This is a genomic window from Brevibacillus brevis (assembly GCF_001039275.2).
GTDB classification, from domain to species: domain Bacteria; phylum Bacillota; class Bacilli; order Brevibacillales; family Brevibacillaceae; genus Brevibacillus; species Brevibacillus brevis_C.
On record NZ_CP030117.1, the window covers coordinates 6,053,482 to 6,076,767 of the forward strand.

At 45.6% G+C, this 23,286-nt stretch carries 21 protein-coding genes; 2 read left to right on the forward strand and 19 right to left on the reverse strand.

Annotated features, from left to right (window positions below; genetic code table 11):
- Positions 1–9: 9 nt before the first annotated feature.
- Complete coding sequence (gene cls, locus AB432_RS28720; protein WP_048035205.1) at positions 10–1,458, reverse strand: cardiolipin synthase; 1,449 nt, start codon at positions 1,456–1,458, stop codon at positions 10–12.
- 82 nt (positions 1,459–1,540) lie between these two features.
- Complete coding sequence (locus tag AB432_RS28725) at positions 1,541–2,485, reverse strand: aminopeptidase (RefSeq protein WP_048035206.1); 945 nt, start codon at positions 2,483–2,485, stop codon at positions 1,541–1,543.
- A gap of 295 nt (positions 2,486–2,780) precedes the next feature.
- Between AB432_RS28725 and AB432_RS28730 the strand changes: the two genes are divergently transcribed.
- Complete coding sequence (locus tag AB432_RS28730) at positions 2,781–4,064, forward strand: haloacid dehalogenase-like hydrolase (RefSeq protein WP_048035207.1); 1,284 nt, start codon at positions 2,781–2,783, stop codon at positions 4,062–4,064.
- A 39-nt stretch (positions 4,065–4,103) separates the two neighbouring features.
- On the opposite strand, the gene AB432_RS28735 is transcribed toward AB432_RS28730, so the two are convergent.
- The 5 genes from AB432_RS28735 to AB432_RS28755 all read right to left on the reverse strand — a co-directional run bounded on the left by AB432_RS28735 (position 4,104) and on the right by AB432_RS28755 (position 7,837).
- Entirely contained in the window at positions 4,104–5,567 is a 1,464-nt protein-coding gene (locus AB432_RS28735) for a DUF4179 domain-containing protein (protein WP_048035208.1), read from the reverse strand.
- Positions 5,560–6,132 carry an RNA polymerase sigma factor gene (locus AB432_RS28740; protein WP_048035209.1) on the reverse strand — a complete coding sequence of 191 codons (573 nt, stop codon included), beginning with the start codon at positions 6,130–6,132 and terminating at the stop codon, positions 5,560–5,562. The genes AB432_RS28735 and AB432_RS28740 overlap by 8 nt, the downstream gene beginning before the upstream one ends.
- A 246-nt stretch (positions 6,133–6,378) precedes the next feature.
- Entirely contained in the window at positions 6,379–7,197 is an 819-nt protein-coding gene (locus tag AB432_RS28745) for a hypothetical protein (protein WP_048035210.1), read from the reverse strand.
- Positions 7,173–7,391: a hypothetical protein gene (locus tag AB432_RS31205; protein ID WP_235617571.1), complete on the reverse strand. Its 219-nt coding sequence runs from the start codon at positions 7,389–7,391 to the stop codon at positions 7,173–7,175. The genes AB432_RS28745 and AB432_RS31205 overlap by 25 nt, the downstream gene beginning before the upstream one ends.
- A gap of 233 nt (positions 7,392–7,624) precedes the next feature.
- Positions 7,625–7,837, reverse strand: coding sequence for a hypothetical protein (locus AB432_RS28755; protein ID WP_235617572.1), 213 nt, complete (start codon positions 7,835–7,837; stop codon positions 7,625–7,627).
- A 525-nt stretch (positions 7,838–8,362) separates the two neighbouring features.
- Between AB432_RS28755 and AB432_RS28760 the strand changes: the two genes are divergently transcribed.
- Positions 8,363–9,316, forward strand: coding sequence for a hypothetical protein (locus AB432_RS28760; RefSeq protein WP_048035211.1), 954 nt, complete (start codon positions 8,363–8,365; stop codon positions 9,314–9,316).
- An 856-nt stretch (positions 9,317–10,172) separates the two neighbouring features.
- Here AB432_RS28760 and AB432_RS28770 read toward each other — a convergent pair.
- The 12 genes from AB432_RS28770 to AB432_RS28825 all read right to left on the reverse strand — a co-directional run bounded on the left by AB432_RS28770 (position 10,173) and on the right by AB432_RS28825 (position 23,223).
- Entirely contained in the window at positions 10,173–11,063 is an 891-nt protein-coding gene (locus AB432_RS28770; RefSeq protein ID WP_082196017.1) for a DUF4279 domain-containing protein, read from the reverse strand.
- 23 nt (positions 11,064–11,086) lie between these two features.
- Positions 11,087–11,587, reverse strand: a complete 501-nt coding sequence (locus AB432_RS28775; protein WP_048035213.1) for a hypothetical protein — start codon at positions 11,585–11,587, stop codon at positions 11,087–11,089.
- A gap of 222 nt (positions 11,588–11,809) precedes the next feature.
- A complete protein-coding gene (locus AB432_RS31210; RefSeq protein ID WP_235617573.1) occupies positions 11,810–11,974 on the reverse strand; it encodes an aspartyl-phosphate phosphatase Spo0E family protein in 165 nt (54 codons plus the stop codon).
- 364 nt (positions 11,975–12,338) lie between these two features.
- The gene (locus AB432_RS28785; protein WP_235617574.1) at positions 12,339–13,670 is read right to left on the reverse strand and encodes a helix-turn-helix domain-containing protein; all 1,332 of its coding nucleotides are present in this window, start codon (positions 13,668–13,670) and stop codon (positions 12,339–12,341) included.
- A 215-nt stretch (positions 13,671–13,885) separates the two neighbouring features.
- Positions 13,886–14,176, reverse strand: coding sequence for an aspartyl-phosphate phosphatase Spo0E family protein (locus AB432_RS28790; RefSeq protein WP_048035216.1), 291 nt, complete (start codon positions 14,174–14,176; stop codon positions 13,886–13,888).
- Positions 14,177–14,428: 252 nt separating this feature from the next.
- Positions 14,429–15,799, reverse strand: coding sequence for a helix-turn-helix domain-containing protein (locus AB432_RS28795; RefSeq protein WP_048035217.1), 1,371 nt, complete (start codon positions 15,797–15,799; stop codon positions 14,429–14,431).
- Positions 15,800–16,287: 488 nt separating this feature from the next.
- Entirely contained in the window at positions 16,288–17,229 is a 942-nt protein-coding gene (gene mdh, locus AB432_RS28800; protein ID WP_015893779.1) for a malate dehydrogenase, read from the reverse strand.
- Between the two features lie 30 nt (positions 17,230–17,259).
- Complete coding sequence (gene eutC / locus AB432_RS28805) at positions 17,260–18,195, reverse strand: ethanolamine ammonia-lyase subunit EutC (RefSeq protein ID WP_048035218.1); 936 nt, start codon at positions 18,193–18,195, stop codon at positions 17,260–17,262.
- A 20-nt stretch (positions 18,196–18,215) separates the two neighbouring features.
- Positions 18,216–19,577, reverse strand: coding sequence for an ethanolamine ammonia-lyase subunit EutB (locus tag AB432_RS28810; protein WP_048035219.1), 1,362 nt, complete (start codon positions 19,575–19,577; stop codon positions 18,216–18,218).
- A 20-nt stretch (positions 19,578–19,597) separates the two neighbouring features.
- On the reverse strand, positions 19,598–21,058 hold the full coding sequence (locus tag AB432_RS28815) for an ethanolamine ammonia-lyase reactivating factor EutA (RefSeq protein WP_048035220.1): 1,461 nt from the start codon (positions 21,056–21,058) through the stop codon (positions 19,598–19,600).
- 142 nt (positions 21,059–21,200) lie between these two features.
- Positions 21,201–21,791 carry an ANTAR domain-containing response regulator gene (locus AB432_RS28820; protein WP_047069979.1) on the reverse strand — a complete coding sequence of 197 codons (591 nt, stop codon included), beginning with the start codon at positions 21,789–21,791 and terminating at the stop codon, positions 21,201–21,203.
- A complete protein-coding gene (locus tag AB432_RS28825; RefSeq protein WP_048035221.1) occupies positions 21,763–23,223 on the reverse strand; it encodes a sensor histidine kinase in 1,461 nt (486 codons plus the stop codon). Before AB432_RS28825 ends, AB432_RS28820 begins: the two co-directional genes overlap by 29 nt.
- Positions 23,224–23,286: the final 63 nt, after the last annotated feature.

Sequence of the window (23,286 nt, forward strand, 5' to 3'; positions counted from 1 at the left end):
GTCTTGCTTTTATAAAAGCGGAGACAACAGGCGTGTCAACGATTCCAGCAAGCGCAAACGCAGTGGTCGGTTCACATACTCTCCCAATGTCATTTCCCGGCAATCAGCCAGATCGGAGACAAACAGTTCCTCCAGCTCCTCTGCCATCTGCGAATCGTACATAAACGCATTCGTCTCGAAATTCAGCTTGAAGCTGCGAATATCGACATTGGCCGTTCCCACAGACGACAACTGAGTATCAACTACAATGGCTTTGGCGTGCATGAAGCCTTTTTCGTAGAGGTAGCAGCGCACACCGCTCTTTAACAAATCACCGAGATAAGAGTGAGTCGCCCAGAATACCAACAAATGATCTGGCTTTCCAGGGACCATCACCCGCACATCTACCCCGGACATTGCCGCCATTTTTAGTGCGGTCAGCATACTTTCATCGGGAACGAAATAAGGCGTCTGCAAGTAAATCTTCTTCCGCGCCTTGTAAATCATCTTCAAAAAAGCATGTTTGATTTGTTCTTTTTCCGAGTTAGGCCCGCTTGATACGATCTGAACGCCAATCGTGCCCTCAGCCTCATGAATTTCTGGAAAATACGCAAGTGACTCATGCATTCTTTTCGGTGCAGACAAATTCCAGTCCAGGAAAAAGCGTGCTTGCAGCATGTACACCGCTCTTCCCTCAATGAGCAAATGGGTATCACGCCAATACCCCAGCTTCTTATCCTTGCCTAAGTATTCATCCCCGATGTTGAAGCCTCCGATATAGCCAATCTTGCCATCAATAATCGTCAGCTTGCGATGATTCCTGAAGTTGACCCGAAAATTAAGGAACGGAATCTTCGCCGGGAAAAAGGAGGCGACTTCTCCCCCAGCTTCTACCAACGGGCGCAGAAACCGGGATGAGACACCAGAGGAACCGACCGCATCATAGAGCAATCGAACCTCGACGCCCTCCTTTGCCTTCTTCGTCAACAGTTGAATGAGCTGTTTCCCTAAATCATCGTCATTCAAAATATAGTAGAGCAAATGGATATGCTCGCGTGCTTCCTCCATCTGTTTGAACATGAGGTTGAACAGACTATGGCCTTCCTTAAAAACCTGAATGGTATTATCCTGCGTATAATACGCTCCATCACTTACCACGTTCATGAAAATCATGTCGCGGTGTCTCTCCATCTCAGGGTCGTTCACCTGTAGTTCACCATGGGCAAGCAACTGCTTTTGTCTATCGACCGCAGCTCGAAAATGAGAAAATTCTCCTTCCTTGAGCCGATACAGCTTTTTCTTGCTTAGCTTATGTCCAAAAATCAGGTAAATGATAAACCCGATGCCCGGCAAAAACAGCAAAACCATCAACCAGGCCCAGGTTGCCGCAATGTTTCGCCTCTCCATGAAAATAAGAACGGCAGCCAAAATCAGGTTACCTATTGTAATAATCGCAAATATTTTTTCAGACATTGCCATCACACCACATCCACCTCTAGGATTTCTCCCATCTTACAACATTTACTTACGGGATTCATCCTTCCTATCCATCTAGTTTGTCCTATGTTGCCAATAGTTTTCCACTCTTCATGATACATTTGTCGTCCAAATACACATCCGGCTCTTTGACAACCAGATCAATATGTACCCCCGCGACAATCGTCCCGCCAAACGTGTTGTTGCTACCAAAGGCTACGTGAATCGTTCCGTACACCTTCTCGTCCTCTAACACAACTCCCGTGATACGCGCCTTGTCATTCGTTCCGATTCCGAATTCACCCAGCATCCGCCCATCTTGGTCTCCAAGCATTTGCAGGAGGCGTTCACCCGCTGTTCCTTCTGCCTCTGTGATCCGACCATTTTGGACCGTCAGCAGCAGGGGAGAATCAATTTTTCCGATACCCGCGATGGAGCCATCAACGAGGATTTGCCCCTCTGCTGTCCCTTCCAGTGGGGCGATATACGCTTCCCCGGAAGGCAAATTGCCGGATTCCCCCGGATTGACGTACATGCCTGTACTCGGCACACCATTGCGATCTGCGATGGAAAACGTCAGTGACTTACCCGCTTTTTCGATTCGCACGGTGCTTGCTTGGGTCAGCATCTCGGTCACGCGCTCGGTGAGTGCCTTTACTTGTGTATAGTCAGCGGAAATCGCTCCCGCAAGGAACATGTCTTCCGTAATAGCTGGCATGGTAGCCAGTCTTGTACCATTTGCTGCTGCTTCTTTTCGTGCTTTTGTATGCGTCAAAGAGTGCTGGGTCACACATACCACCACATCTGCGCTCTTCATCGCCGCTGCAACAGCCTCAGGCGGCTCTTGACCAGACTTTTCCCGCTCCTTCATGACCATCAGCATCGCTTCTGCCCCGAGCTGTTTACCGGCTTCCCAGAGCGCCTCCCCGATGTCCCGCTTCCGCTCGTCGGCCACCACCAAAAATGTCTCATTCGCCTGTAATGCCAAGCAATTCATCAAAATGGCTTTGCTGGATTCTATCAATGTCATGTAAGAATCATCCCTTTTCATCTATACTTATGGTTAGATTATATCCACTTTTTTCTTGCAAACTCTTCTCTCTTCGCTAGATTGGATCGTTAGTCCTGCCCTTATTATGTTTATCGGAATCTTCTTGCTTTTGTTGTTAAATTTAGTATGATTAGAATACAAATGAAAACGCTTAAGACAATGAGGTCTTCTACCCGCGCTTTATCAATAGGCGTGGGGAAGACCTTTTTCTTTTGAAAGAAATGATAACGTTTTCATTTGAGGGATCGAGAAAAAGAAGAAGGGGATGACAACCATGTCACACAGAAAAGCACAACCCAAAACGTGGTGGCTGACCATGCTGATGATCGTCGCTCTATTCGCGATGCAGATGCCAGCTTTGGCCAAGGACACCAACGTGCAGTTGCTCGACAAGGGGAAATGGGCACCTGCGACTTATCAAGCCGTCCATGAATTGATTGAGAAAAACGGCATCAAGAGTGCCTCCTACCATGCCAACAAAAAGCCGTATGTCGTTTTTGACTGGGACAATACGAGCATCATGCATGACACAGAGGAAGCGCTGTTTGTTTACCAGATCAACCATTTGGCTTACAAGCTCACACCAGAAGAATTCGGGAAGGTCATCCGCACGAATGTACCAGAAGGACCGTTTTCCGATTCGTATAAAAATGTCGACGGCAAGCCTGTCTCACTCGATGCCATCGCGACTGATCTCGTAGCCGACTACACGTACTTATATCAAAATTATCAAGGTCTTAAAGGAACGAAGTCGCTGGAGGAAGTAACAGCAACAGAGCAATTCGCCGATTTCAAAGCCAAGCTGTTTTTCTTGTATGAAGCGATCAACGATACGCACAGCAATACGATTGGCTATCCGTGGGTACTCTACCTCTTCACGAACATGACAGTGGAAGAAGTGCAACAGTTGGCGGAAGCATCCAATGATCTGGGCCTGGGCATGGCGATTCAAAAGGTAACCTGGACGAGCCCGAAATCATTGGCAGGCAAAACAGGCGTGGTGAAAGCCTCCCATACAACGGGTCTGCGCCTCACTTCCGAGGTCGCAAACTTGATGAACACGCTTCGTGCCAATGGCATCGACGTGTATGTCGTGAGTGCTTCCTTGGAGGATGTTGTTCGTGTCTTCGCCACTCTCCCGAAATATGGCTACAATCTCCCAGCGGAGAACATCATCGGCATGCGCCTGAAAACAGAAAACGGACGGATCACGAATGTGTACCAACCTGACTACCCGATCACGGTAGCCCACGGCAAGACGGAAGTGATCCAGGATGTACTGGTGAAAAAGTATGGTCATGGCCCTATCTTCATCGCGGGCGATAGCAACGGGGATTTCGAGATGATGACAGAGCTGGACAGCGTGCAGCTCGTGCTTGTAGTAAACCGCGTCAAGGGCGGCAAAATTGGGCAGCAAATTACCAAAGGTGCTGAGCAGATGGGCAAAGCTAACCCGACGGTAGTCCTGCAAGGACGCGACGAGAACACAGGCATGTGGATTCCGAGCGAAGCCACGATCCGACTGGGGCAGAAAGAGCCGCAGTTGGTCGCGAAATAACGTAAAAAAACCGCCCTTGTACCGGGGCGGTTTTCTTCTTTATTGATTAGGAACTGGAATTCTCCACTCTAGCGGATATTTTTTCTGAACAGCATCTAGTCGTAGGGTGAGCTTCTCCGGGAGCTTGGTTATTTCTCCTCCTTCCCAATGTCTGCTGTCCTCCAGCCGAATTTTGTACGTTGCTCGCTCGCGTCCTGACTGATCAATGGGTTCCTTGGATTGACCACCCATTTTAGCCCGGTAGGTTGTCCCCTGCCCATCTTGAAGTACCCACCAAGGCAAATAAATTCTCGTAATATCTTTGGAAAGTACATCGATCTCCATTTCCATTTCCTGTTTTCCCGAATCTTCATCTGTTACCAGCTTGATGCTTTTCAATGTAAAGATATCTTCTCCCACTTGTTTGATTACGGGCTTCTTGTTCAACTCATCTGGACGGAAGGTGACACTCATATCATACGGTATTGCCTTATGGAAGCTGTTTATGACGAGTGTCGCTGCTTTGCCTTTTGGCAACGGATCGTCGTCCGTGATCCAGCGAAAATGCCCATAGCGATCAATAGAATGTGATCTCCCCATGAGCCTTTCCTTTCCCTTGCTGCCATCTGTTCCCTCGTAGTAATATCCCAGCCTGTACTGTTGATACGGAAGAAATGGAGCATAAGCGCGGTTCGTCGTCTTTCCGGTTAGCTTTTTCGCTTCTTGTTCCAGTTGTTTTTTGGCCGCCTCTGTCCATTGTGTTTCCAGCTCAATTCGGGTGGCCGTCGGCGTATTGACGATTTGGTGCAGGGTCATCTTTAATCCATGCTTCGTCACTTGCGTTTGATTAACAGGCAGCACAGTAGTTGCAGCCGTTGTTTTTGCCATCGTGATCGGAACTTGCAGCTTCCAGTTTCCTTTTCTATCACCGATTTCATCAAAATGGATCGACAACGTCTTCGGAAGGGGCTCGTGTTCTTTTTCACCGAGGATAAACCGGACGAATCCCACATTTTCTTCAAAGGTAGTTCCCCACTTGTCAGTCATGACCTCCCCTTTGGCATCCAGCAATTCAACGGCATTGGATTCTGCGTTTGTCGCTGACGAATATGTAGGGAGCAACGGCTTGCCATCCGCCTGCTTAATCATTAAAGCAACCATTACCTGCACCGGATCAGCAATAATTTCCTTTACCTCCAAGGTAATCCCCTGATCGGTAACAGAAAGATTCGATGTTTCCGAGAAGCCTTGTCTCGCCGCCTGTTGTACGCCTTCATCGAACCCGTCTTGAGCAAAGATCGATTTGACATAGGCCGCAAACGTTGGGGACACTTGCATGGTTCCGAGCAGCCCAAGTACGATAGCGGAAGCGATGCCGATGGAAGCCCATCTTTTGCTACGGTAAAATGGACGCCTTCTCACATGCAACGCGCTATTCTTGCTTGGCATTTGAAAATTCGGCGTCTCGACAGCTCCCGCTACTTTCCTAAGCGTCTCTTGAATTTGCCGCTCCTCGTTAGTCATGAGTCATTGCCCCTTCCCGCAAAAAATCCGATCGTATGCCATCCTTGTCCAATTGTTGTGCGATCAGCTTCCTGGCCTTGTACATACGTGATTTGACCGTCCCCTCAAAGGAGCCCGTAATTTTGGCGATCTCCGACACGCTGAAGCCCTCGTAATAGTAAAGAATAATAACCGCCCGATGCTCCGCCTTCATGCTGCGAATCGCTTGCCAAATTTGCCGCTGCTCCTCTCGCTGGATCACGTTGTCCAACGGCGTCATCGCTTCTTCCGGGATTATCTCCTCATACTCCACCACAGGCTTCTGCTTGCGTACCAGATTCAGAGCCCGAAACGTAATGATCCGGTATAGCCAATTGCGAAAGGCCATTCCCCGTTTTTTATCGAGTCGGTCTATGTGCTGATACGCTTCGATGAGCCCTTCCTGAACCGCGTCCTGCGCCAGATGCTTGTCATGAATGATCAAATACGCTGTCCGGTATGCCATCGCCAGATAGGGCTTGACCAATTGTTCGAAGGCCTCAGGCTCGTTCTCTTGGCATTTGGCAATCAACTCCCACTCATCCACAGCGTTCCCTCCCCTCGTTTTTTCTCTACTGTATATTCACGAGAACGCGGAGTTTGGTTCACGGAACATTGGCGAAAAATTACTGAACATGGAAAAACCCGGCCCCTGAACAGAAAGTATGCTCCGCTATGCCATTACAACGAAAATAGGGAGCACCTAGGCTCCCGGCTTCCTTTGTAATTATCCGTTATCTTCTTTTTCTAGCTACTTCGTAATGATCTTGCGGTTGAGAGAACCTTTTGAGGGCTAATTGGGAGAGGATGCAATGAGTTGTTCAACTTCGTTTCTAAGTTCAGAAATATTCTGCCCTGAATAACTTTCCTGGAGGAAATAAAGATCACCATGCTGATCTATTGTCTCTGGAGAAACTTGTGAAACCAGAGAGTTCTCGCTATTAATTTTAATCTTTCCTTGAACGGACCCTACTATGTTATAGACGTCATCGTCATCTTCTGTTAAGAAAACAAAATATGTATTTCCTTGTTTCATAGGAATACTTCCTGCAATCCCTACCGCTATTATTCCAGGATCACCAAGATCATCATTCCCTGATTGAGATCCTGGCTTTCCTGAGAAATATTTGGCCACCTCTCTTTCATCGAATTCCCCTCCAGTTTCCAGTACAGATACTGTATCATCTATCTCTACATCACCTTTATAGACTTTCGTTAATCTTAATTCAGAGACTGTATACACATCTAGTCTTTCATAATTAGGGTTATTTTTTTGAGAAATAACTTCAGTTTCGGCAATGATATCTGCATTTTCCGCGAGACCCTTCACGCTATGAAAGGTCTCCCTAAACGATACTTCACCCGAAACAATTTTATAATCTGTATCACTGGAATAAAGAAAACTCTGTTTTTTCAAGTCACCTATATAGTAAACAGCAAGTCCTGCAATTGTTATAAAACCAATAGTAGCTAGTGCAATTTTTTTCGTAGATTTAAAATTTTTAATGCTAATCGTTAATGCTCCCCTTTCAACCAAATGATAAATCAGTAGTAGAGGTACATGGCTAACTTTAAGCAACTTCGATATTATTTTTCCAAATTGTATTCCCATGAACCATTGTCATACTTGATTTTGAAAGACAAGGTTTCCCCATCTTGTCTATTGAACGCGAAATAGCCTTCTTTTAATGCCTCATCCAAAAGAATAGTCGGAATGGAATCGCCAGGTTTAGCGTACTTTTGCATAATTTCGTCCTGAATGCTAATAAACGGACCAGCTACATCCTCTTCATATTTTTCTCTCATTGTTTCTATGAGGTTCGTACTTTTTGTAAATTCACTGAATACCCATTTCTATCCGTTCACTCGTGTATAGACTACTACTTACGAAGACAACGCCGACTAAAAAAAGACCAGAAAGAATTACATTTCTTTTTTTCATACTGTTACCTCCTACGTGTTTTTATTCAGGCCAATTGGCTTCGGAAACTCGTTCAGAGATTGCTGTTGTACTATCTTGTATTTTCAATTACTACTTTCTATTGATCATTTTCTTTAACAACTGGAAGAGTTATATCTTCCGAAACATGTTCGTTCGAATAATGAAACGCAACACTCATTTTTTCATCTTCAATCTTTTCTACCGATACGGAATCCATATCTATATCCATCTTTTGAGTACCAAAACTTTCGTACACTTTCTGTTTGTCTTTATTATTATCAAAGCGCTCATCAATTGTATATTCAACCATAGTTGGAGCGTAAGTGTTGGAAGTTCAAATACCGCCAGTTACCACAACAGCCCCAAGCAGTAGGATTGCAGCAACTTTAGTAGACTTTTTCTGCTCTTACCTCCCAACCAACCAATGTGTTTATCTATATATAATTACATATTTTACCATAACGATAAATGGTACTAAAGAACCACTGACACCGAAAGCCATTTACACCGCTTATCATTGTAAATCCGCGTTTGGCTGGATGTACCCTATGCCCAGCAAGCTAAGAACCTGCATTTTGGAATCAAGTGATGAACTCTCTTACTTTCATGAATAGTCGATTTGCATACATAGGGTGAGGTATTCCGATTTCTTCTTTCGTGAAAAGTAATTTCCTTCGCTTGCTGGGCATGGGGTCTGCTCACGATGCAAAAAAATAAGATATGAACCGAACCTTTTTCCGCTAAAGAGGCAATATAGTGTGTAAGCTGCTTATTCAGAGAACAATTTGAACAATTCGATTCACATTATTTAGAACAAAAAAGGAGCGAAGTAATTATGAAAAAACGATTAATTGGTGGAATCGTTGCGACTGCGATTTTGATTCCAGTTGCAGCATTTGCGGCTTCTGCCGCGATTGACATGCCTACAAGAACACCGATGACTACTGAACAAGTCAAGGTGGATGAGGTTGGCAAATCAACGCTTGAGAAGCTGTATCTCGCATATCCTGAAACAAAATCGTTTGAGATTATCGATGCAAGCAACGTTCAAGGTGATGTATCCAAAGGGAAAAATGTAATCAACGTGAAGCAAACAAGCATCGTACTACAGGAAAAAGGAGGAACCGGCAAAAAGATTACCCTCCATACAAACGGTAGTACGGGTGAGATTGAACACGTGATTCAAGAGAATTGGGAGCCTAAGGAGAAGTCACTCATTACTTTAACCGATCAGGAAATCAAGGCGAAGGTAAATGATCTTATTGATAAAATGTATGGCAACGTCGAACAATACAAGGTTGCTATAGAGCAAATGGAGAATCCAAACCAAAAAACATGGATGTTGAATTACACCAATGAGATGTTCGAAGAACCGGTCTTTCAGGTTTTTGTTCAGGACAATACCATTAGTCTTACTAAGATCGTAGGTATTCCTACAGCTTCTGATACACCTTCAAACATTAAAGTAGAGGGCCTATTCTCTTTAAATGGTAAGCCTGATTATACGGCTGATAACTTTTTAAACGATGAAAAACTGTTTGCTTTACTAAAAATCAGCCCGACAGATTTAAAACAAGAATTAGCACAAGGTAAAACTGTTGTGGAGATTGCAGCATCTAAAAATGTCTCGAAACAACAAGTGATTGATGTGATTGCAGAAACACAGGCTAGAGGACAACTTCAAGGTGATGGAGTACCGATCACCGAGCAATCACTGAAACAAATGATGAAAGCAATTGAACCAAAAGTATTGCCAGTCATTGAACACAAAACGGAAACGAAATGGTAGAAAAAACGAGTCAACTGGGTTACACCAGTAAAAGAGAAGAGGCGGGAGAACCGTCTCTTTTTTTATGGACTAATTTTTAAGACAGGTCGGTAACGCTATTTTCCCGAAACCTTATTCCCCTTAATTTTTACAGCTGTTTGATTCCAAAATGAAGGTTCTTAGCTTGCTGGGCATGTGGATGTACCCCTAGACTATTAAATCTCTGGCTGCATTATGTTTAAGGAGAGGAATCAGGTTACTCATATTATTCGATCCATAGTATTTAGCGGGATCATTTGAGGGATAGCGACTTCATCCCAATCCCTTCTACAATTATTTTCCTCTCCCTTTTCGCGGGCGCCATGTCAGCAGGCTGGTTTGATACCCTAAGACGAAGGAGTTAGTTAGTCAGGTAGAAAAATACATTCCAGTCTCAAGGGTAAAAGATACTTTCGAGTGTGGGGAATTGTTCACACTTTCGTTTAATCAAAGTACGGTGCATAAGAAACTAAAATAAAAAATACAAAATCAATGCGACCACATACAATTGCCATACTTTAATTTTGAATTTGATACATCCCTTTTCCAATACGTCCGATAAGTATTCACAACATTTAAGTAATAGCCAAAATACTCCCATACCAATGACTATGGCGAAATCGAGCGGGCTGAGTCTGCTCTCGATGAAGTTATACACTTTCGTGATGTGAAGGAAAAGCACAAAGACGAGGAATGAATAGTATTGGATTGAAAAAACCTCCCCCATGTAATTACAAAGAAAATAGGGAGCACCTAAGCCCCCGATTTTCTTTGTAAAATCAGTTATCTTCTCTTCCTGTTTACTTCATAATGTTGGACATGAAGAGATCTTTGTCTCTTATATCAATCCGTCGTTTTCATACCGATTTTCTTCTGCCGCGTAGAACAATACGAATTCAAGCGTAGCTCCAATCTCATGCAAAAATGAGATGACGTTTTCTTTTGCAGTGATCGCAGGCTTTTGCCGATTTCTGACATGAGCGTACACGACGATTTCATATGACAGGTTTTGTTCTTCCTTCTGACTAATAAGTGACTCTTTTTCCTCTTTTAACGTGTCTATCATTGCCAGCAGTAATTCCTCTGTATCATCTGTTTCTTCCTCTAACGTTTCGAGATACCATACTGCCCCATCCGACGTCTGTTCCCCTTGTATCCAAGATGCGTGTGGGGAAACTTGAAGAAGTTGTGGGTTCAAGTCCGGTTGCGTGTCAGCTCCTTTGACCAGGAAGGCTACCTTGATACTTGTACCTTGGGAGACTTTGAGTTCCAAGTCTGGAGGCAGATCGTCAGGGTAGATGATGATGTTTATCCTCGCCATGCCTCCGATCTCACTCATAAATTGGATCATTTCTTGTGTCAGCTTCATTCGAGGGATTTGTCTCTCGTACGCATAGATGAACAATTCGATTCCATAGATGAGATTATGTTCTTGTTTTAAATCTTGTAAAGTTTTTTGTTTTCCATCTAGCATACGAAGGAGCGGGAGAAGTTGGTTGTTGATATCGAGTGAAGCCTCATATGATGTTGAAATTTCCCAACTCGTATCAGGAGCAGGTATTTTCCCTTGAGTTAATTCCCCTTTTTTTCTTGTCGATGTTGGGATCAGACACAGCCCTTCTGATAATATCTGGGTATCAAACTGGTCTTCTGCCAAACACCAAAATTCTGCACTTATACATGTATCTTCATTGTCCTGGGTGGTTAGTGTCACATCCATAATCACCATCACCTCCGTTTTAAGTGTATGGATTAATGTTCAGGTATATTTCTACGCAAAGGGAACATGTCAGCGGCATCGATAATGTCAAAAAACAACTGTATCCATTCATTCCTTCCTTGTTTCTTTTTCCCTAACCAAAGATAGTCATCATATTTGTCTTCATATATATCATAATGGGAGATATTGGAACCCTTCGGCACATTAGCCTTTTTCAATTTGTGAGCATCCACATTGTTTTTCTTCAAGTATTTATCATCTAACTTTACCGGGCTGGCAGGTTTGGGATCGCACTCTGCAGTTGGTTGAACATTATTCCATGCAGTGTCTTTATTATCCTGCATCATCATGTTGGAAGGAGCTATTGCGCAGATCCTAGCATTTGCCACCTGTGGCGTACTCGCAAAAATTGTTACAACTAGAACTAATAATAGAAAGCGTGTGAGCCGATTTAATGTTGAGATCATAACTTTTTCAACTCCTATTTTTTCATTTTTTCGACATTTCTTCTTAAAGTCTTCGATGTTCACCATGCCGATCACACCTCAAATTCCAACCGCCTTATCAGTTGTTACTATCAGTGACAACAACCCTTTGTGGTAACACATTCACAACTTTCTTACTTGAAATGGAAAATTCGCAAAGCTTGTTTTTTTGTTTCTTGCTCATCTGCTAGTCAGTTTCGTTACCTCGCATTTGACAAACCTGACAGTCGATGATTTTTTCCAAATCCAAATGAGAATTTTACCATCTCCTTAAATGTATTGATCCAACTGGTGACTTAATTCCACGACTTCACCATCCAAGAAATCATTCTTCTCTAAATACATTTGCACCAATTGTTCTCGCAATTGTTCCACAATGTTTTTCAAATGATCAATATCGTGATAGGTTACTCCTTCTCGATCTAGAGGTAGCATGATACATTTACTTATAGGAGCTGTAACTGCTCCTCCTGCGGGCGTTCCTTTAACCTGTCGAAGGGGTGGAACGCCCTTTTTAAATGCAATTGCTGCTATAAGACTCACCCTACTTCCTTTACCACCAGATTATTCACTTGGTTTTAGTGGCACCAGTGGCTCCTCTTTTTAGAGATATTCTTAGATTTCTATTCCTTCATGGAATATCTTCATCTCCCACCTCCTTCATTTTGAGATTTATTACATAATTAACCATAAAATGATATGCAGGTTTTTACCAACTGCAAAAAGTAGAATAAAAAAAACATCCTGACAGAGGATGTTTCATCAATCTACAGCATATTCACAATGACCTAACAGGATGCTAGCCACCTAACTCGTTTTGGTTACCTATTCGCTTATTCATATTCCCTAACCATCCAAACAGTGCTATGTATGTAAGGGTTTCGTCGTGTCGATTCGTCAAATCCGCTAGAGAAAGGCAATATATCGTTTCTTCAATTCCTCTCTCCATCCTTCCCTTACCAAACTCATAAATAGCCATCTGATATCGAAACCGAAGATGTCGATCCAATCCAATTGCTTCTGTAAATTGATCGAAAATAGCAATTTGGGAGGCAAAGCGCTCTAAAATCTCATCCACGCAAAAATGGTAGGTGTTAGCGGATTTCATAATGGCATTTAAACCAGCAAGAACTTCATTGGTGGGAAGACTATCGAGATAGTCTGCGTACTCTTCAATGATGCTAGTATTGCCAGACAACACCTCCAATGTGTAGGAGTTCGCCTTTGCCCATACCTTGAATCTTTCTACCTCTTTACGTCCGTCTTCATCAAGTAATTCAAACCATCCTAAATCAGCGTAAACTTGCACATACTTCTTCGCCTCTTCATACAGTCCTTGCATTTCCAATGAAACGCTCTTATATAAATGGCCCAATCCGTAATAATAGACGAGATGGCGCTCCGTTTTCAGAGATTCGCCTTTTTTGTTTCTTTTCATCCTTTCCAGTTCATGCCTGTAAACAGTGTCTGCCAGCAGCCTTAATTCGTCTGCGTACTGCTCTGATCTCTCCCACTTTTGCAAAGCGAAACAGATCTTCGCCAATTGGTATAAGGCGTCGAGTTGATAGTTTTCAGGAAGCCGGTTTCGGTAAGGAGAAAACCGAATGACATTCTCCCAATTTTCTTCTGCATTTGTCCCAAGTACAACACGAAATAACCGATACTGACTCATCACGAAGTGCTCAGAATAGCTATCTTTCTCATTCTCAATAACATATTCATAAAAGGGCACTGACTCTTTCAGTTGCCCTTTCTCATATAGCTGTTCTGCAAGGGCAAACAGAATCATGATGTTCTTCGGATTCTCCATCATTTGGGGGACAGTAGCTTCTATGCAATCCTTTCGCCCAACCTCCACGCATCGAATCAAGTATGGTATTAATCGGGGGCGCGATATTCTCCCCTCTGATATGCATTCTTCCGGGTATAATTCATACAACCAACCCGAATCGTGACCAAACACCTTGGCTAGCGCGTCTAACTGACCAATGGTGATTGCACGCGGCGGATTTCCATTTAGAATCTCACTCAAACTCCCGGGGTTAATGCCAGTTAATTCACCCAGCTTGCTTAATGTGTAACCGTGCTTTCTCCGGCATTTTTCAATTTCTGATCGTAGCGACAGATGCATTGTCCCCTTGCAGCCCCCTATAAAGGATCTTCCTTTCTATTATTTCGTAATTTCGTAATTTTATAATTTTTATAGTTTTTCAAAATGCACTACATGACCTTCCTATCAATTCGTCATCCAGCTCGGAACTTTGACTCAGATTTATCTAGAGTCGGTAAATACAGAGTTAGTAGGTTAATGGAAGGGTTCTGGGGGCCTTGAGGTGTGAGAAGGACTTACTTTTCCGTTTTCAATCTGTTTTGTGCAATGACAATATATTTATCCAATTGTTGGCTTACAGCCAAAACTTTATCATGTGAGAGACCGTACTTTCCCGCCAACTCCATCATTTCCCGTCGTAGCTGTTCAATTCTATTATCCAACTCTAAGTGGCAACCGATTTCCTTTACCATGCCCCGGATCGTACACTTACTTTTAGGGGCTGATGCTGCTCCTCTTTTGGGGGAGTTTCCACTGTGAAAAGAAACATCCCTATCTAAAATATTTGCGATAGCAGTAATGTCCAACGCCCCCTCTCTTTTACAATTTATTACATATATTTACTATACAGGGATGTGCAGAAATTCACCGATTAAGAAAAATTGAATAGAAAAAAACATCCCATCGATGGGATGTTTCCTGGGTACGAACTATTTAGCCACCTATTCCATGACCATAATTAGCGACTACTACATCGTTTCCTATCTTTGCTGGTTCACTTACAACATTGACACCCAAACCCAAAACGAGAGCAAGTGAGAGTAAAATCCCCTTCATCACTATACAGCCCCTTTCGTAAGGATAGTTTGATACTTGCCTTTCTGTTGATCAGACGCATATTGCAGATTCATCCAAAACAGCGCTGTACATTTTTTGAAGCTATCGTAATCTTTCATGGTATCAGACAGGCTAAGGCATCGAAGCGTTTCATTAAGCCCCTCTGCATACCTCCCTCTTTTAAACAAGTAAATCGCCATTTCATTCCGAAACTGCATATGTTCGCTCATGCCGATAGCGTCCTGACGATCCTCAAAACGATCAATATGTTCTGCAAACTGCTCAAATATCGAATCGATCGAAAAACCGTATTGATTGGCAGCACTCACAATCGTTACTAAACCTGAAAGGACCTCTTTCGGATGATCAGAAAGGAAATGAATATAATCAGGGATGACATCACTATTCCCCATAAGTATGTTCAGCGTGTACAAATTCGCTGTCGCCCATGATCGAAATTTCTGCACTTCGATTTGACCAATTTCGTCCAAGAATTCAAACCAGCTTAAATCAGCGTATCCATCAACATATCGCTTCGCTTCTTCGTACAACTCCTGTTTTTCTAATGCTATACTTTTAATAAGAAATGCTTGTCCATAGTACACAACCAAATGACGTTCAGTTGAAAGCATTTCACTGGCCTTGTTGCTTCTTCGTCTACGCAACTCATCCTCATAGATAATAGTAGCCAATTCCCTTAATTCATCGGCATATTTATCCATTTCTCTCCATTTGTGGATAGTATAACAAACATTTGCTAATTGTAGTAGTGCATCTAACTGGTTATTTTCCGGTAGGCGTCTTCGATACGGATCAAATCGAATGACAGCCTTCCAATTTTCTTCAGAATTCGTACCTTGCACTACTACTCGAAAAAGTCTGTACTGACTCATCACAAATTGGTTAGAGTAACTATCTTTTTCGTTTTCAATCACGTATTCATAGAAAGGTACTGACTGTTTCTGTTTCCCTTCCTCATATAGCTGCTCTGCTACGGCAAAGAGGGTCGAGAGATTCTTTGGATTCTCCAACAATTTAGGAACAACCTCTTCTATACAATCCTGCCGCCCAACCTCCGCGCATCGAATCAAATAAGGTATCAATCGAGGGCGCGATATTCTCCCCTCTGATATGCATTCTTCCGTATACAATTCGTACAACCAACCCGGCTCGCGACCAAACACCGCCGCTAGCGCATCTAATTGACCAATGGTCATAGCCCGCGGTGGATTTCCGTTCAGAATCTCGCTTAAACTCCCATGGTTGATGCCCGTTAATTCACCTAATTTACTCAAGGTATAGCCGCACTCTCTACGGTGTCTTTCAATTTCTGACCGCAGCGACCAGTGCATTGTCCCTTGCAGCCCCCCCATAAAGAATCAACCCCTACTTTTTCCTTAATTTTACAATAAAATATATTTTTTTGAAAGATTTTTCTTTACAATCCTTAACATTTCTGTAATCTAGTTCGTCACTCTTCGCACAATTCCTCCAATGTCTTACAGGTGTTTGCACTTCGTGACAATTACACTCAATTGAATCAGTTGAATCAGCTTTCATGCGAATACAGCCTCGTAGGAAGAAGCGGATTTCCAGTCCTAGCGCCTCTGGAGCCCTACCCAGCTCCGAAATAAATAGCGGGGGTTTTCAGCTTCAACCTCTGAAAAAACATCCTCGAAACTCTACTTTTGAAGCGCTCCCGCTATTTATTTCGGAGCGAACAGTACCCGCCCTCAGCAGGGCGTAGGCCGAAGCGTAGACTGGAAATCCGCTTCTTCCCCACCACTAACAGCTACTCTATCCACATTGTAAAAAAAGCTCCGCCAATACATCTGGCGAAGCTTTCATTTTCATACTGTGCTTATGGCATAGCTACTTTCATAACCGCACGAACGGAATCTGCGGATTTATCCAATGCTGCTTTCTCAGCAGCAGTCAGATCCAGCTCGATGACTTGCTCGATACCATTTCCACCCAAGAGAGTTGGCACGCCCAGGTAGATATCGTTGTAGCCATACTCGCCTTGGAGTAAAGCGATGGATGGCAGGATGCGCTTCTGGTCTTTCAAGATCGCTTCTGCCATTTCTACCAGCGCTGCCGCAGGTGCATAGTAAGCGGAACCGTTGCCCAAGAGAGCTACGATTTCGCCGCCGCCTTTGCGTGTACGTTCCACGATAGCGTCCAGACGATCTTGTGGGATCAATTTTTCGAGTGGGATGCCGCCAGCGTAGGAGTAACGCAAGAGTGGCACCATGTCGTCACCGTGACCGCCCAATACGAAGCCTGTTACGTCATTTACGGATACATTCAGTTCCATCGCTACGAACGTACGGAAGCGAGCTGTATCGAGTACGCCGGATTGACCGATTACGCGGTGTTTCGGGAAGCCGGATGTTTTGTAGAATGTATAGGTCATCGCATCTACCGGGTTGGACAGGATGAGTACGATGGAGTTTGGTGCATATGTTTTCACTTGCTCAGCAACCGAGCGCATGATAGCTGCATTCGTTGCTACCAAGTCGTCGCGGGACATACCTGGCTTGCGAGCAATACCTGCTGTGATGATTACGATATCGGAGCCTTCGATGTCTTTGTAGTCGGAAGTACCTGTGATGCTAGCATCGAAGCCGAGAACGGGAGAAGCCTCCATCATGTCGAGTGCTTTACCCTTCGTTGGGTTTTCCAGTTGCGGGATATCCACCAATACGATGTCAGCCAGCTCTTTTTGCGCCATGATGAACGCAGTTGTCGCTCCAGTAAAACCACTACCGATTACGGCTACTTTTTTTCTGCGGAATGTCATGTAGAATCCTCCTCGTCGTCATTGGTTCTATTACAAGACTAGTTTTACACCACTTGCTTTTTGCTCCAACATTTTGGAGAGGATTGTCCCGATGTGGGCCCCCGCCTCAACCGGAGATGTACCTTGACGATGAATATTCGAGATCACTGTACGCTCTGATTCTACCATACCTTTGCGTGGACGGTAGCACATGTACGCACTCATGGAATGTGCCGTAACCAATCCTGGACGTTCTCCGATCAAAAGCACCAATACTTCCGGCTCCAAAATCTCACCGACGTGATCCATGCTGGCTACGCGTCCGCCCTTGATAAAAAACGGAGTGCCGCAGGTCAGGCCGTAGCTTTTCAGAGAGTCCATCAGGGATGGAAGTACGTCTTTCAGGTTTGCATCCACCGCAGCAGCACTCAAGCCGTCAGAAACGACGATTTGTACCTGCGGCTTCTTTTGGCCGCGCTCTTGCAGCAAGCGTACGCCGTCCTCGGTGAGGACACGCCCCATATCCGGACGCTTCAAATAGTTTTCGGTGTTGTCATACTGTGTTTCCACTGTGAACAAGGAGAACTGATCGAGCACCGCTTGACTGACTTCACCGTATACAGCATCCACAGCCGCAGCATGGTCGCGACGCAATTCGAGCATGGTTTTGGTCAAAGGTCTCACACCTGTACGCCAAACCCCGATGCGCGCTGGCGTGCTGGACAGCAGTTCATCCAAGCCTTCCTTGTACTTCGGATTCGGTACATGTGTGGTTCTCTCTGGTTCGGCTGATGGAGCAGGCTGCTCGTTCACTACAGGAGCTTGCGCCGTCGTCGCATTCGCTACTGGCTCTGCCTTTGGCTCCGATCTCAGTTGGATCAAGCCTGTCTCTGCTTTTGGTGACGGAGCTTGTTCGCTAACCTCACCCAGCTTCTTTTGCAGCTCTGCTACTACTTTATCTACCAAGAAATCTAATTGTTGTTCCATCCGTCTTTCACCTCCTGATCTTACATGAAGATTGTCGGATCGCCTGCTTTTGCAGTCAGCCTTCCGTTTTCCATGATGCCCATTTTCTCCAGCCATTTTTCAAAATCAGGAGCAGGTCGCAGTCCCATCACTTCACGGAATGCCGCAATATCATGGAAGCTCGTCGATTGATAGTTGAGCATGACATCGTCTGCCATCGCTACGCCGATCACGAAGTTAACGCCTGCCGACGAGAGCAAAATCCCGAGATTGTCCATATCGTTCTGATCGACCTTCATGTGGTTCGTGTAGCATACGTCACAGCCCATCGGCAAACCGTGCATTTTGCCCATGTAATGGTCTTCCAAGCCTGCACGGATTACTTGACGGCTATCGTACAAATACTCAGGTCCAATGAAGCCAACTACCGTGTTCACGATAAACGGATTGTACTTGCGAGCAAGTCCGTAGCAGCGCGCTTCCATTGTTACCTGGTCCATGCCGTGATGCGCCTCGGCAGACAGCTCTGAGCCTTGCCCTGTCTCGAAATACCAGAAGTTCGGTCCGTAGGAGGTGCCTTCTTTGCGCATCAGTTCATCTGCTTCATCCAGCAATGCTACATCAATACCAAATGCCTTGTTTCCTTTTTCACTACCCGCCAAACTTTGGAAGATCAAGTCTGCTGGTGCCCCATTACGGATGGCACGCATTTGCGTGGATACGTGAGCCAATACGCAGTTTTGCGTCGGGATGTCGAACTTGGTCATCACGTCTTTGGTCATGTTCAAAATATCCTTCACGCTGTCCGCTGTATCGATAACCGGGTTGATCCCGATTACCGCATCGCCGATACCGTAGCTCAATCCTTCGTACAGGGATGCCTTGATGCCTTGTACGTTATCGGATGGATGGTTCGGCTGTACACGAGAAGCCAATACACCTTTATGACCGATTGCCGTGTTGGCATGCGTCACAACTTTGATCTTGGACGCAGCCGTGATCAAGTCCAGGTTGCTCATGAGCTTGGCAGTCGCTGCGATCATCTCACTGGACAAGCCGCGGCTGATTCGCTTGAGTTCATTGTCGCCTGCTTGATGGCTCAAAATGTACTCGCGCAGTTCAGCTACACTCCAGTTTTTGATTTCGCTGTAAATCTTTTCGTTGATGCCTTCTTCGATCACACGCGATACTTCGTCTTCTTCTGCCGGAACCATCGGATTGTTGCGGATATCCGCCAATGTCAGATCAGCCAACACTTGCTTGGCAGCTACACGTTCCCGAGAATCAGCAGCAGCGATACCAGCCAACTGGTCGCCTGATTTATCTTCATTAGCCTTCGCGAAAACCTCTTTCAAATCGCGAAATTGATAGGTCTGTCCAAGCACAGTCGTTTTCGTGTTCATCACGTCCACCCCTTCTTACGTTACGGCCTTTCATCAAACGCCAGTGTTTTGACGACGACGGGAATAATCGTTCCCGAGATCGGTTCACCGAGATCGATGTAATCGCCGTATTCCACACGCACCTGATCGATGCAAATGATTTCCGGTGCCCCTTTGCAACGCAGCGCCAAGGCCTGCCCGAGCGCTTTCGCCATATCTGTTTCACAGATCACAACCATGGTTTGACTCTCGGGGAAGGTTGCCCGGTATTGCTCAGACAGCTCCTGGGACAGTGTCTGCAACAGAGCGTACGAGCAGTACCCGATGCCGGAGATCGCGAGTGCGAAAGGAATCCCTGTCGTTTTTTCAAACAGACGCTCACCCAGTTGGTAGATCGAAGCCACTTCCTGTCGCAGTCGTGTGGCATCTGCCAATTGTTCCTCGGTAAGCTCCAGCTTGAGAATCGGTATATTTTTGATCGGCAACAGCTCCGGCTTGATATGCACGGTTGAACCACTAATCTCCGTACTCTGCATCCCCGCGCCAATTACCGTTGCCCGTACCGTTTGATCCGGGTCTAGCCACTGTACCGGATACGTTCCTTTTTCGCGCTCCTGCTGGAGTACATATCCGAGCAGTGGGCCGAAATCACCGTATCGGCTCGCATCCGAAATATTTTGGACGGGAGGTCCGCTCATGAGTAGACCCACACCGCCTGAGACAGTCAATTCGCTAACAGGGATGGCATCGCGCAAATGCGGTCCCACTACGAGCAAGCCTGATACTTGGCGCTCTTTCCCCGTCAAATAATCCAGCATGCTGCGTCCCAACTGTCCGGCAACCTCTGTGAGCTGCGCGAATCCGATTTCCTGTCCGACTTGAATACGCAGTCCTTTTGCCGACAGCCATTGTTGAATGTTCGGCGACACGTATTGAACGACACCCTGCGGACTGAGACGGATCAGCCTTCCTCCGACGTGGAATGTAACCGTCGCAATCGCTCGGCCACGCTGGAAGTAGGCTGCATTCGCTGTTCCTCCGCCAATATCGACATTGACGATCACACCCTGCATGGCTTGCGAGCGTTTTTCCGCACCCGCACCCTTGCCCGCCAGCACGCCTTCGAGGTCAGCACCTGCTGTCGCTACCACGAAATCCCCGGAGCGTTCAGCCAGCAGATGAACGATATGCTGTGCGTTCTTTTTGCTTGCTGTTTCTCCGGTAATGATGACCGCCCCAGACTTGATTTGAGACAAGCTGATCTGTGCCTTGTCGTACTCGGCTGCAAGAATCGCTCCGATTCCGTCAGCGTCGATTTCATCAAACCCGATGAGCGGTGTGGAATGTACTTCACTCGCATACAGCAATTGTCGCTCCACGATCTGATAACGAGGCAGCGAAAACGTGCTAGACATGCGACCCAATCGCAATCGGCTTACGATCATTTTGGTCGTGCTTGTTCCCACATCGATCCCGACGCTTTGGATCCATTGTTCGTCCATATGAACCTCCTTGAACCATTGGCGTGTCAGACGGGCCTTACGAAAAAACGCTTGAACAGCCGGTTCCTTGCTCCCGGTCTGATTCAAGCGCCTTTGCTCTCTTCGTATCTACTTGTCACTGCTTTTTATGATAATGTCCGTACTAGCCTTGCGTAAAAATGGCCTGCTCGCCCGACAGAATTTCCTCTGCCAGCTTCACAAGCGGCATGCGCCGTTGCATGCTTACTTGCTGCATCCATTTGTAAGCCGCATCCTCTTCCAAGGATAGGGCACTCATCAGCTTTCCTTTTGCCTTTTCCACTGCCTTGCGATCCTCAATCTTTTGCTTCAGATCATTTATATCCTTCTTCAGTGAAACGACTTTTTCCTTTTGACTGAGTGCGATTTCTACTGCGGGAATCAAGTCATCCTCCGACACCGGCTTCACCAAGTAAGCCGTCACACCCGCTTTTCTGGCATCCTGGACGAGTTCCTTTTGGCTATAAGCCGTCAAAAGGAGAATGGAACTGTCTGAAAAGGAACGAATGATACTACTTGCCTTGATTCCATTCAAGACAGGCATTTTCACATCCATGATAATCAGATCGGGCTTGTGACGATGGGCCTGTTCGACTGCCTCTTCTCCGTTTTTCGCCTCGGCAACCACTAAATACCCTTCATTTTCGAGCATCTCGCGCAAATCCATGCGAATAATCGGCTCGTCATCAACCACCATAATCTTCGGCTGTGTCATCTTCATCCTCCTTTTGGATCGGATAGAGTATGGTAACCTCTGTTCCGTTCCCAGTGTTGCGGAAATGCATCGTGCCTTCGAGGTCTTCCCTGACCAGCGTATCGACAATTTTCAGGCCGAGATGGCCCTTTTTGTGGATTTGCTCCATGTCCTCGATGCCTACTCCGTCGTCTGTCACAGACAAACTAACGAAGTCCTCCTTGGCGACGAGTGCAATAGAGATTTTCCCTTCTTGCAGCTCATGAAAACCATGAATCATGCAATTTTGAATCAGCTCGGTGACGATCAAGGCAAACGATGTTGCTTTGTTGGACGGCAGATACACCGATTCGCCCGTCACCACGACGTGTATAGCTTGCTCAGAACGCCTCATGGAAGAGACGATTATTTTCGATATTTTGGTTAAAATCTCTTTGAAGTCAATCTGCTCCAGACCATCCTGTGCCAAGTATTCGTGAATAATGGCGATGCTGTTGATGCGATTGATGCTTTCCCGGTATACCTTTTCAATCTCGTTGGACTGCGAACGCCGCATTTGCAGGCGTAGCAGGCTAGAGATGGTTTGCAAATTGTTTTTGACCCGGTGGTGAATCTCTTTGATCACCGCGGATTTGATCATTAATTGCTTTTCTTTTTCCCGAATGTCCGATATGTCTCGCAGGAGAATGAATCCCCCAATGATGTCTTGCTTGCGGACGGACGAAACCGCTTTCATCATGATAAAATGCTTGCCTTTTGACAGCTCCTCCTGAATATAACCCCCGTTGCGTACAAAATTCTCCGGGGTAACTCTCCAGGAAAAAATACGTTCGATGCTCTCACCTTTTTCCGGCCGTTCAAAGCCAATCAAAGAGAGCAGCTTGTGGGCACGGCCATTGGCGTACGTGATAACCCCACTCTGATCAAACAAAATCATGCCCTCGTGCAACAGCGACGAAATGGGCAGATCAGGCACAGCGAACTGGATGAGCGTCTCACTTAAATGCTCCGTTGTTTCCTTGAGCATTTCGACGTTCTTTTCCTGTTCCACCTGTTTGGATATATCTTGTTCCGTTATCAAGGTCCCGATTGTTTTTCCAGCCGCATTCGTGATGGGTACGACACTTTGTCGCATCACGACCTGCTCCTGTGAAACCCCGCGTGAACCGATGACGGGCTTGCCTGTAGTCAGACAATACATAACGGCCGGCTCATTAATTGCCGTCGCCAAATGCCCTACGACCGATCCACTGTACATAGAGCGTGCCGTACTCGGTGCAGCTTGTGCGACTACCATCGCAGCGCTCCGATCTACCGTCGGACAATCGATAAACATGTCCGCTTGAGACAGATCAGCAAAAATCTGAAGCTTGGAAGCCAGATCCTCCACAATCCGAATGTCGTCATCACTCAACGTCGTGGACGCTTTGCACACTTCTCGTATTGATTGCATGTGAACCTCTTTTCACCTGCTAGGAGTTGATATGACCTCATTTTCTCACAGACACGCTACGGC

Excerpts from the sequence above, each read along its gene's own strand:
- AB432_RS28755 (WP_235617572.1), bottom strand. The coding sequence starts at position 7,837 with ATGGTTGAATATACAATTGATGAGCGCTTTGATAATAATAAAGACAAA.
- cls (WP_048035205.1), bottom strand. The coding sequence starts at position 1,458 with ATGGCAATGTCTGAAAAAATATTTGCGATTATTACAATAGGTAACCTG.
- AB432_RS28820 (WP_047069979.1), bottom strand. The coding sequence starts at position 21,791 with ATGACACAGCCGAAGATTATGGTGGTTGATGACGAGCCGATTATTCGC.
- AB432_RS28735 (WP_048035208.1), bottom strand. The coding sequence starts at position 5,567 with ATGACTAACGAGGAGCGGCAAATTCAAGAGACGCTTAGGAAAGTAGCG.
- AB432_RS28760 (WP_048035211.1), top strand. The coding sequence starts at position 8,363 with ATGAAAAAACGATTAATTGGTGGAATCGTTGCGACTGCGATTTTGATT.
- AB432_RS31205 (WP_235617571.1), bottom strand. The coding sequence starts at position 7,391 with ATGAGAGAAAAATATGAAGAGGATGTAGCTGGTCCGTTTATTAGCATT.
- AB432_RS28725 (WP_048035206.1), bottom strand. The coding sequence starts at position 2,485 with ATGACATTGATAGAATCCAGCAAAGCCATTTTGATGAATTGCTTGGCA.
- AB432_RS28825 (WP_048035221.1), bottom strand. The coding sequence starts at position 23,223 with ATGCAATCAATACGAGAAGTGTGCAAAGCGTCCACGACGTTGAGTGAT.
- AB432_RS28815 (WP_048035220.1), bottom strand. The coding sequence starts at position 21,058 with ATGGACGAACAATGGATCCAAAGCGTCGGGATCGATGTGGGAACAAGC.
- AB432_RS28770 (WP_082196017.1), bottom strand. The coding sequence starts at position 11,063 with ATGGTGATTATGGATGTGACACTAACCACCCAGGACAATGAAGATACA.
- eutC (WP_048035218.1), bottom strand. The coding sequence starts at position 18,195 with ATGGAACAACAATTAGATTTCTTGGTAGATAAAGTAGTAGCAGAGCTG.
- AB432_RS28795 (WP_048035217.1), bottom strand. The coding sequence starts at position 15,799 with ATGGGGGGGCTGCAAGGGACAATGCACTGGTCGCTGCGGTCAGAAATT.
- mdh (WP_015893779.1), bottom strand. The coding sequence starts at position 17,229 with ATGACATTCCGCAGAAAAAAAGTAGCCGTAATCGGTAGTGGTTTTACT.
- AB432_RS28730 (WP_048035207.1), top strand. The coding sequence starts at position 2,781 with ATGTCACACAGAAAAGCACAACCCAAAACGTGGTGGCTGACCATGCTG.
- AB432_RS28745 (WP_048035210.1), bottom strand. The coding sequence starts at position 7,197 with ATGGGAATACAATTTGGAAAAATAATATCGAAGTTGCTTAAAGTTAGC.
- AB432_RS28810 (WP_048035219.1), bottom strand. The coding sequence starts at position 19,577 with ATGAACACGAAAACGACTGTGCTTGGACAGACCTATCAATTTCGCGAT.
- AB432_RS28785 (WP_235617574.1), bottom strand. The coding sequence starts at position 13,670 with ATGCATCTGTCGCTACGATCAGAAATTGAAAAATGCCGGAGAAAGCAC.
- AB432_RS28775 (WP_048035213.1), bottom strand. The coding sequence starts at position 11,587 with ATGGTGAACATCGAAGACTTTAAGAAGAAATGTCGAAAAAATGAAAAA.
- AB432_RS31210 (WP_235617573.1), bottom strand. The coding sequence starts at position 11,974 with ATGCTACCTCTAGATCGAGAAGGAGTAACCTATCACGATATTGATCAT.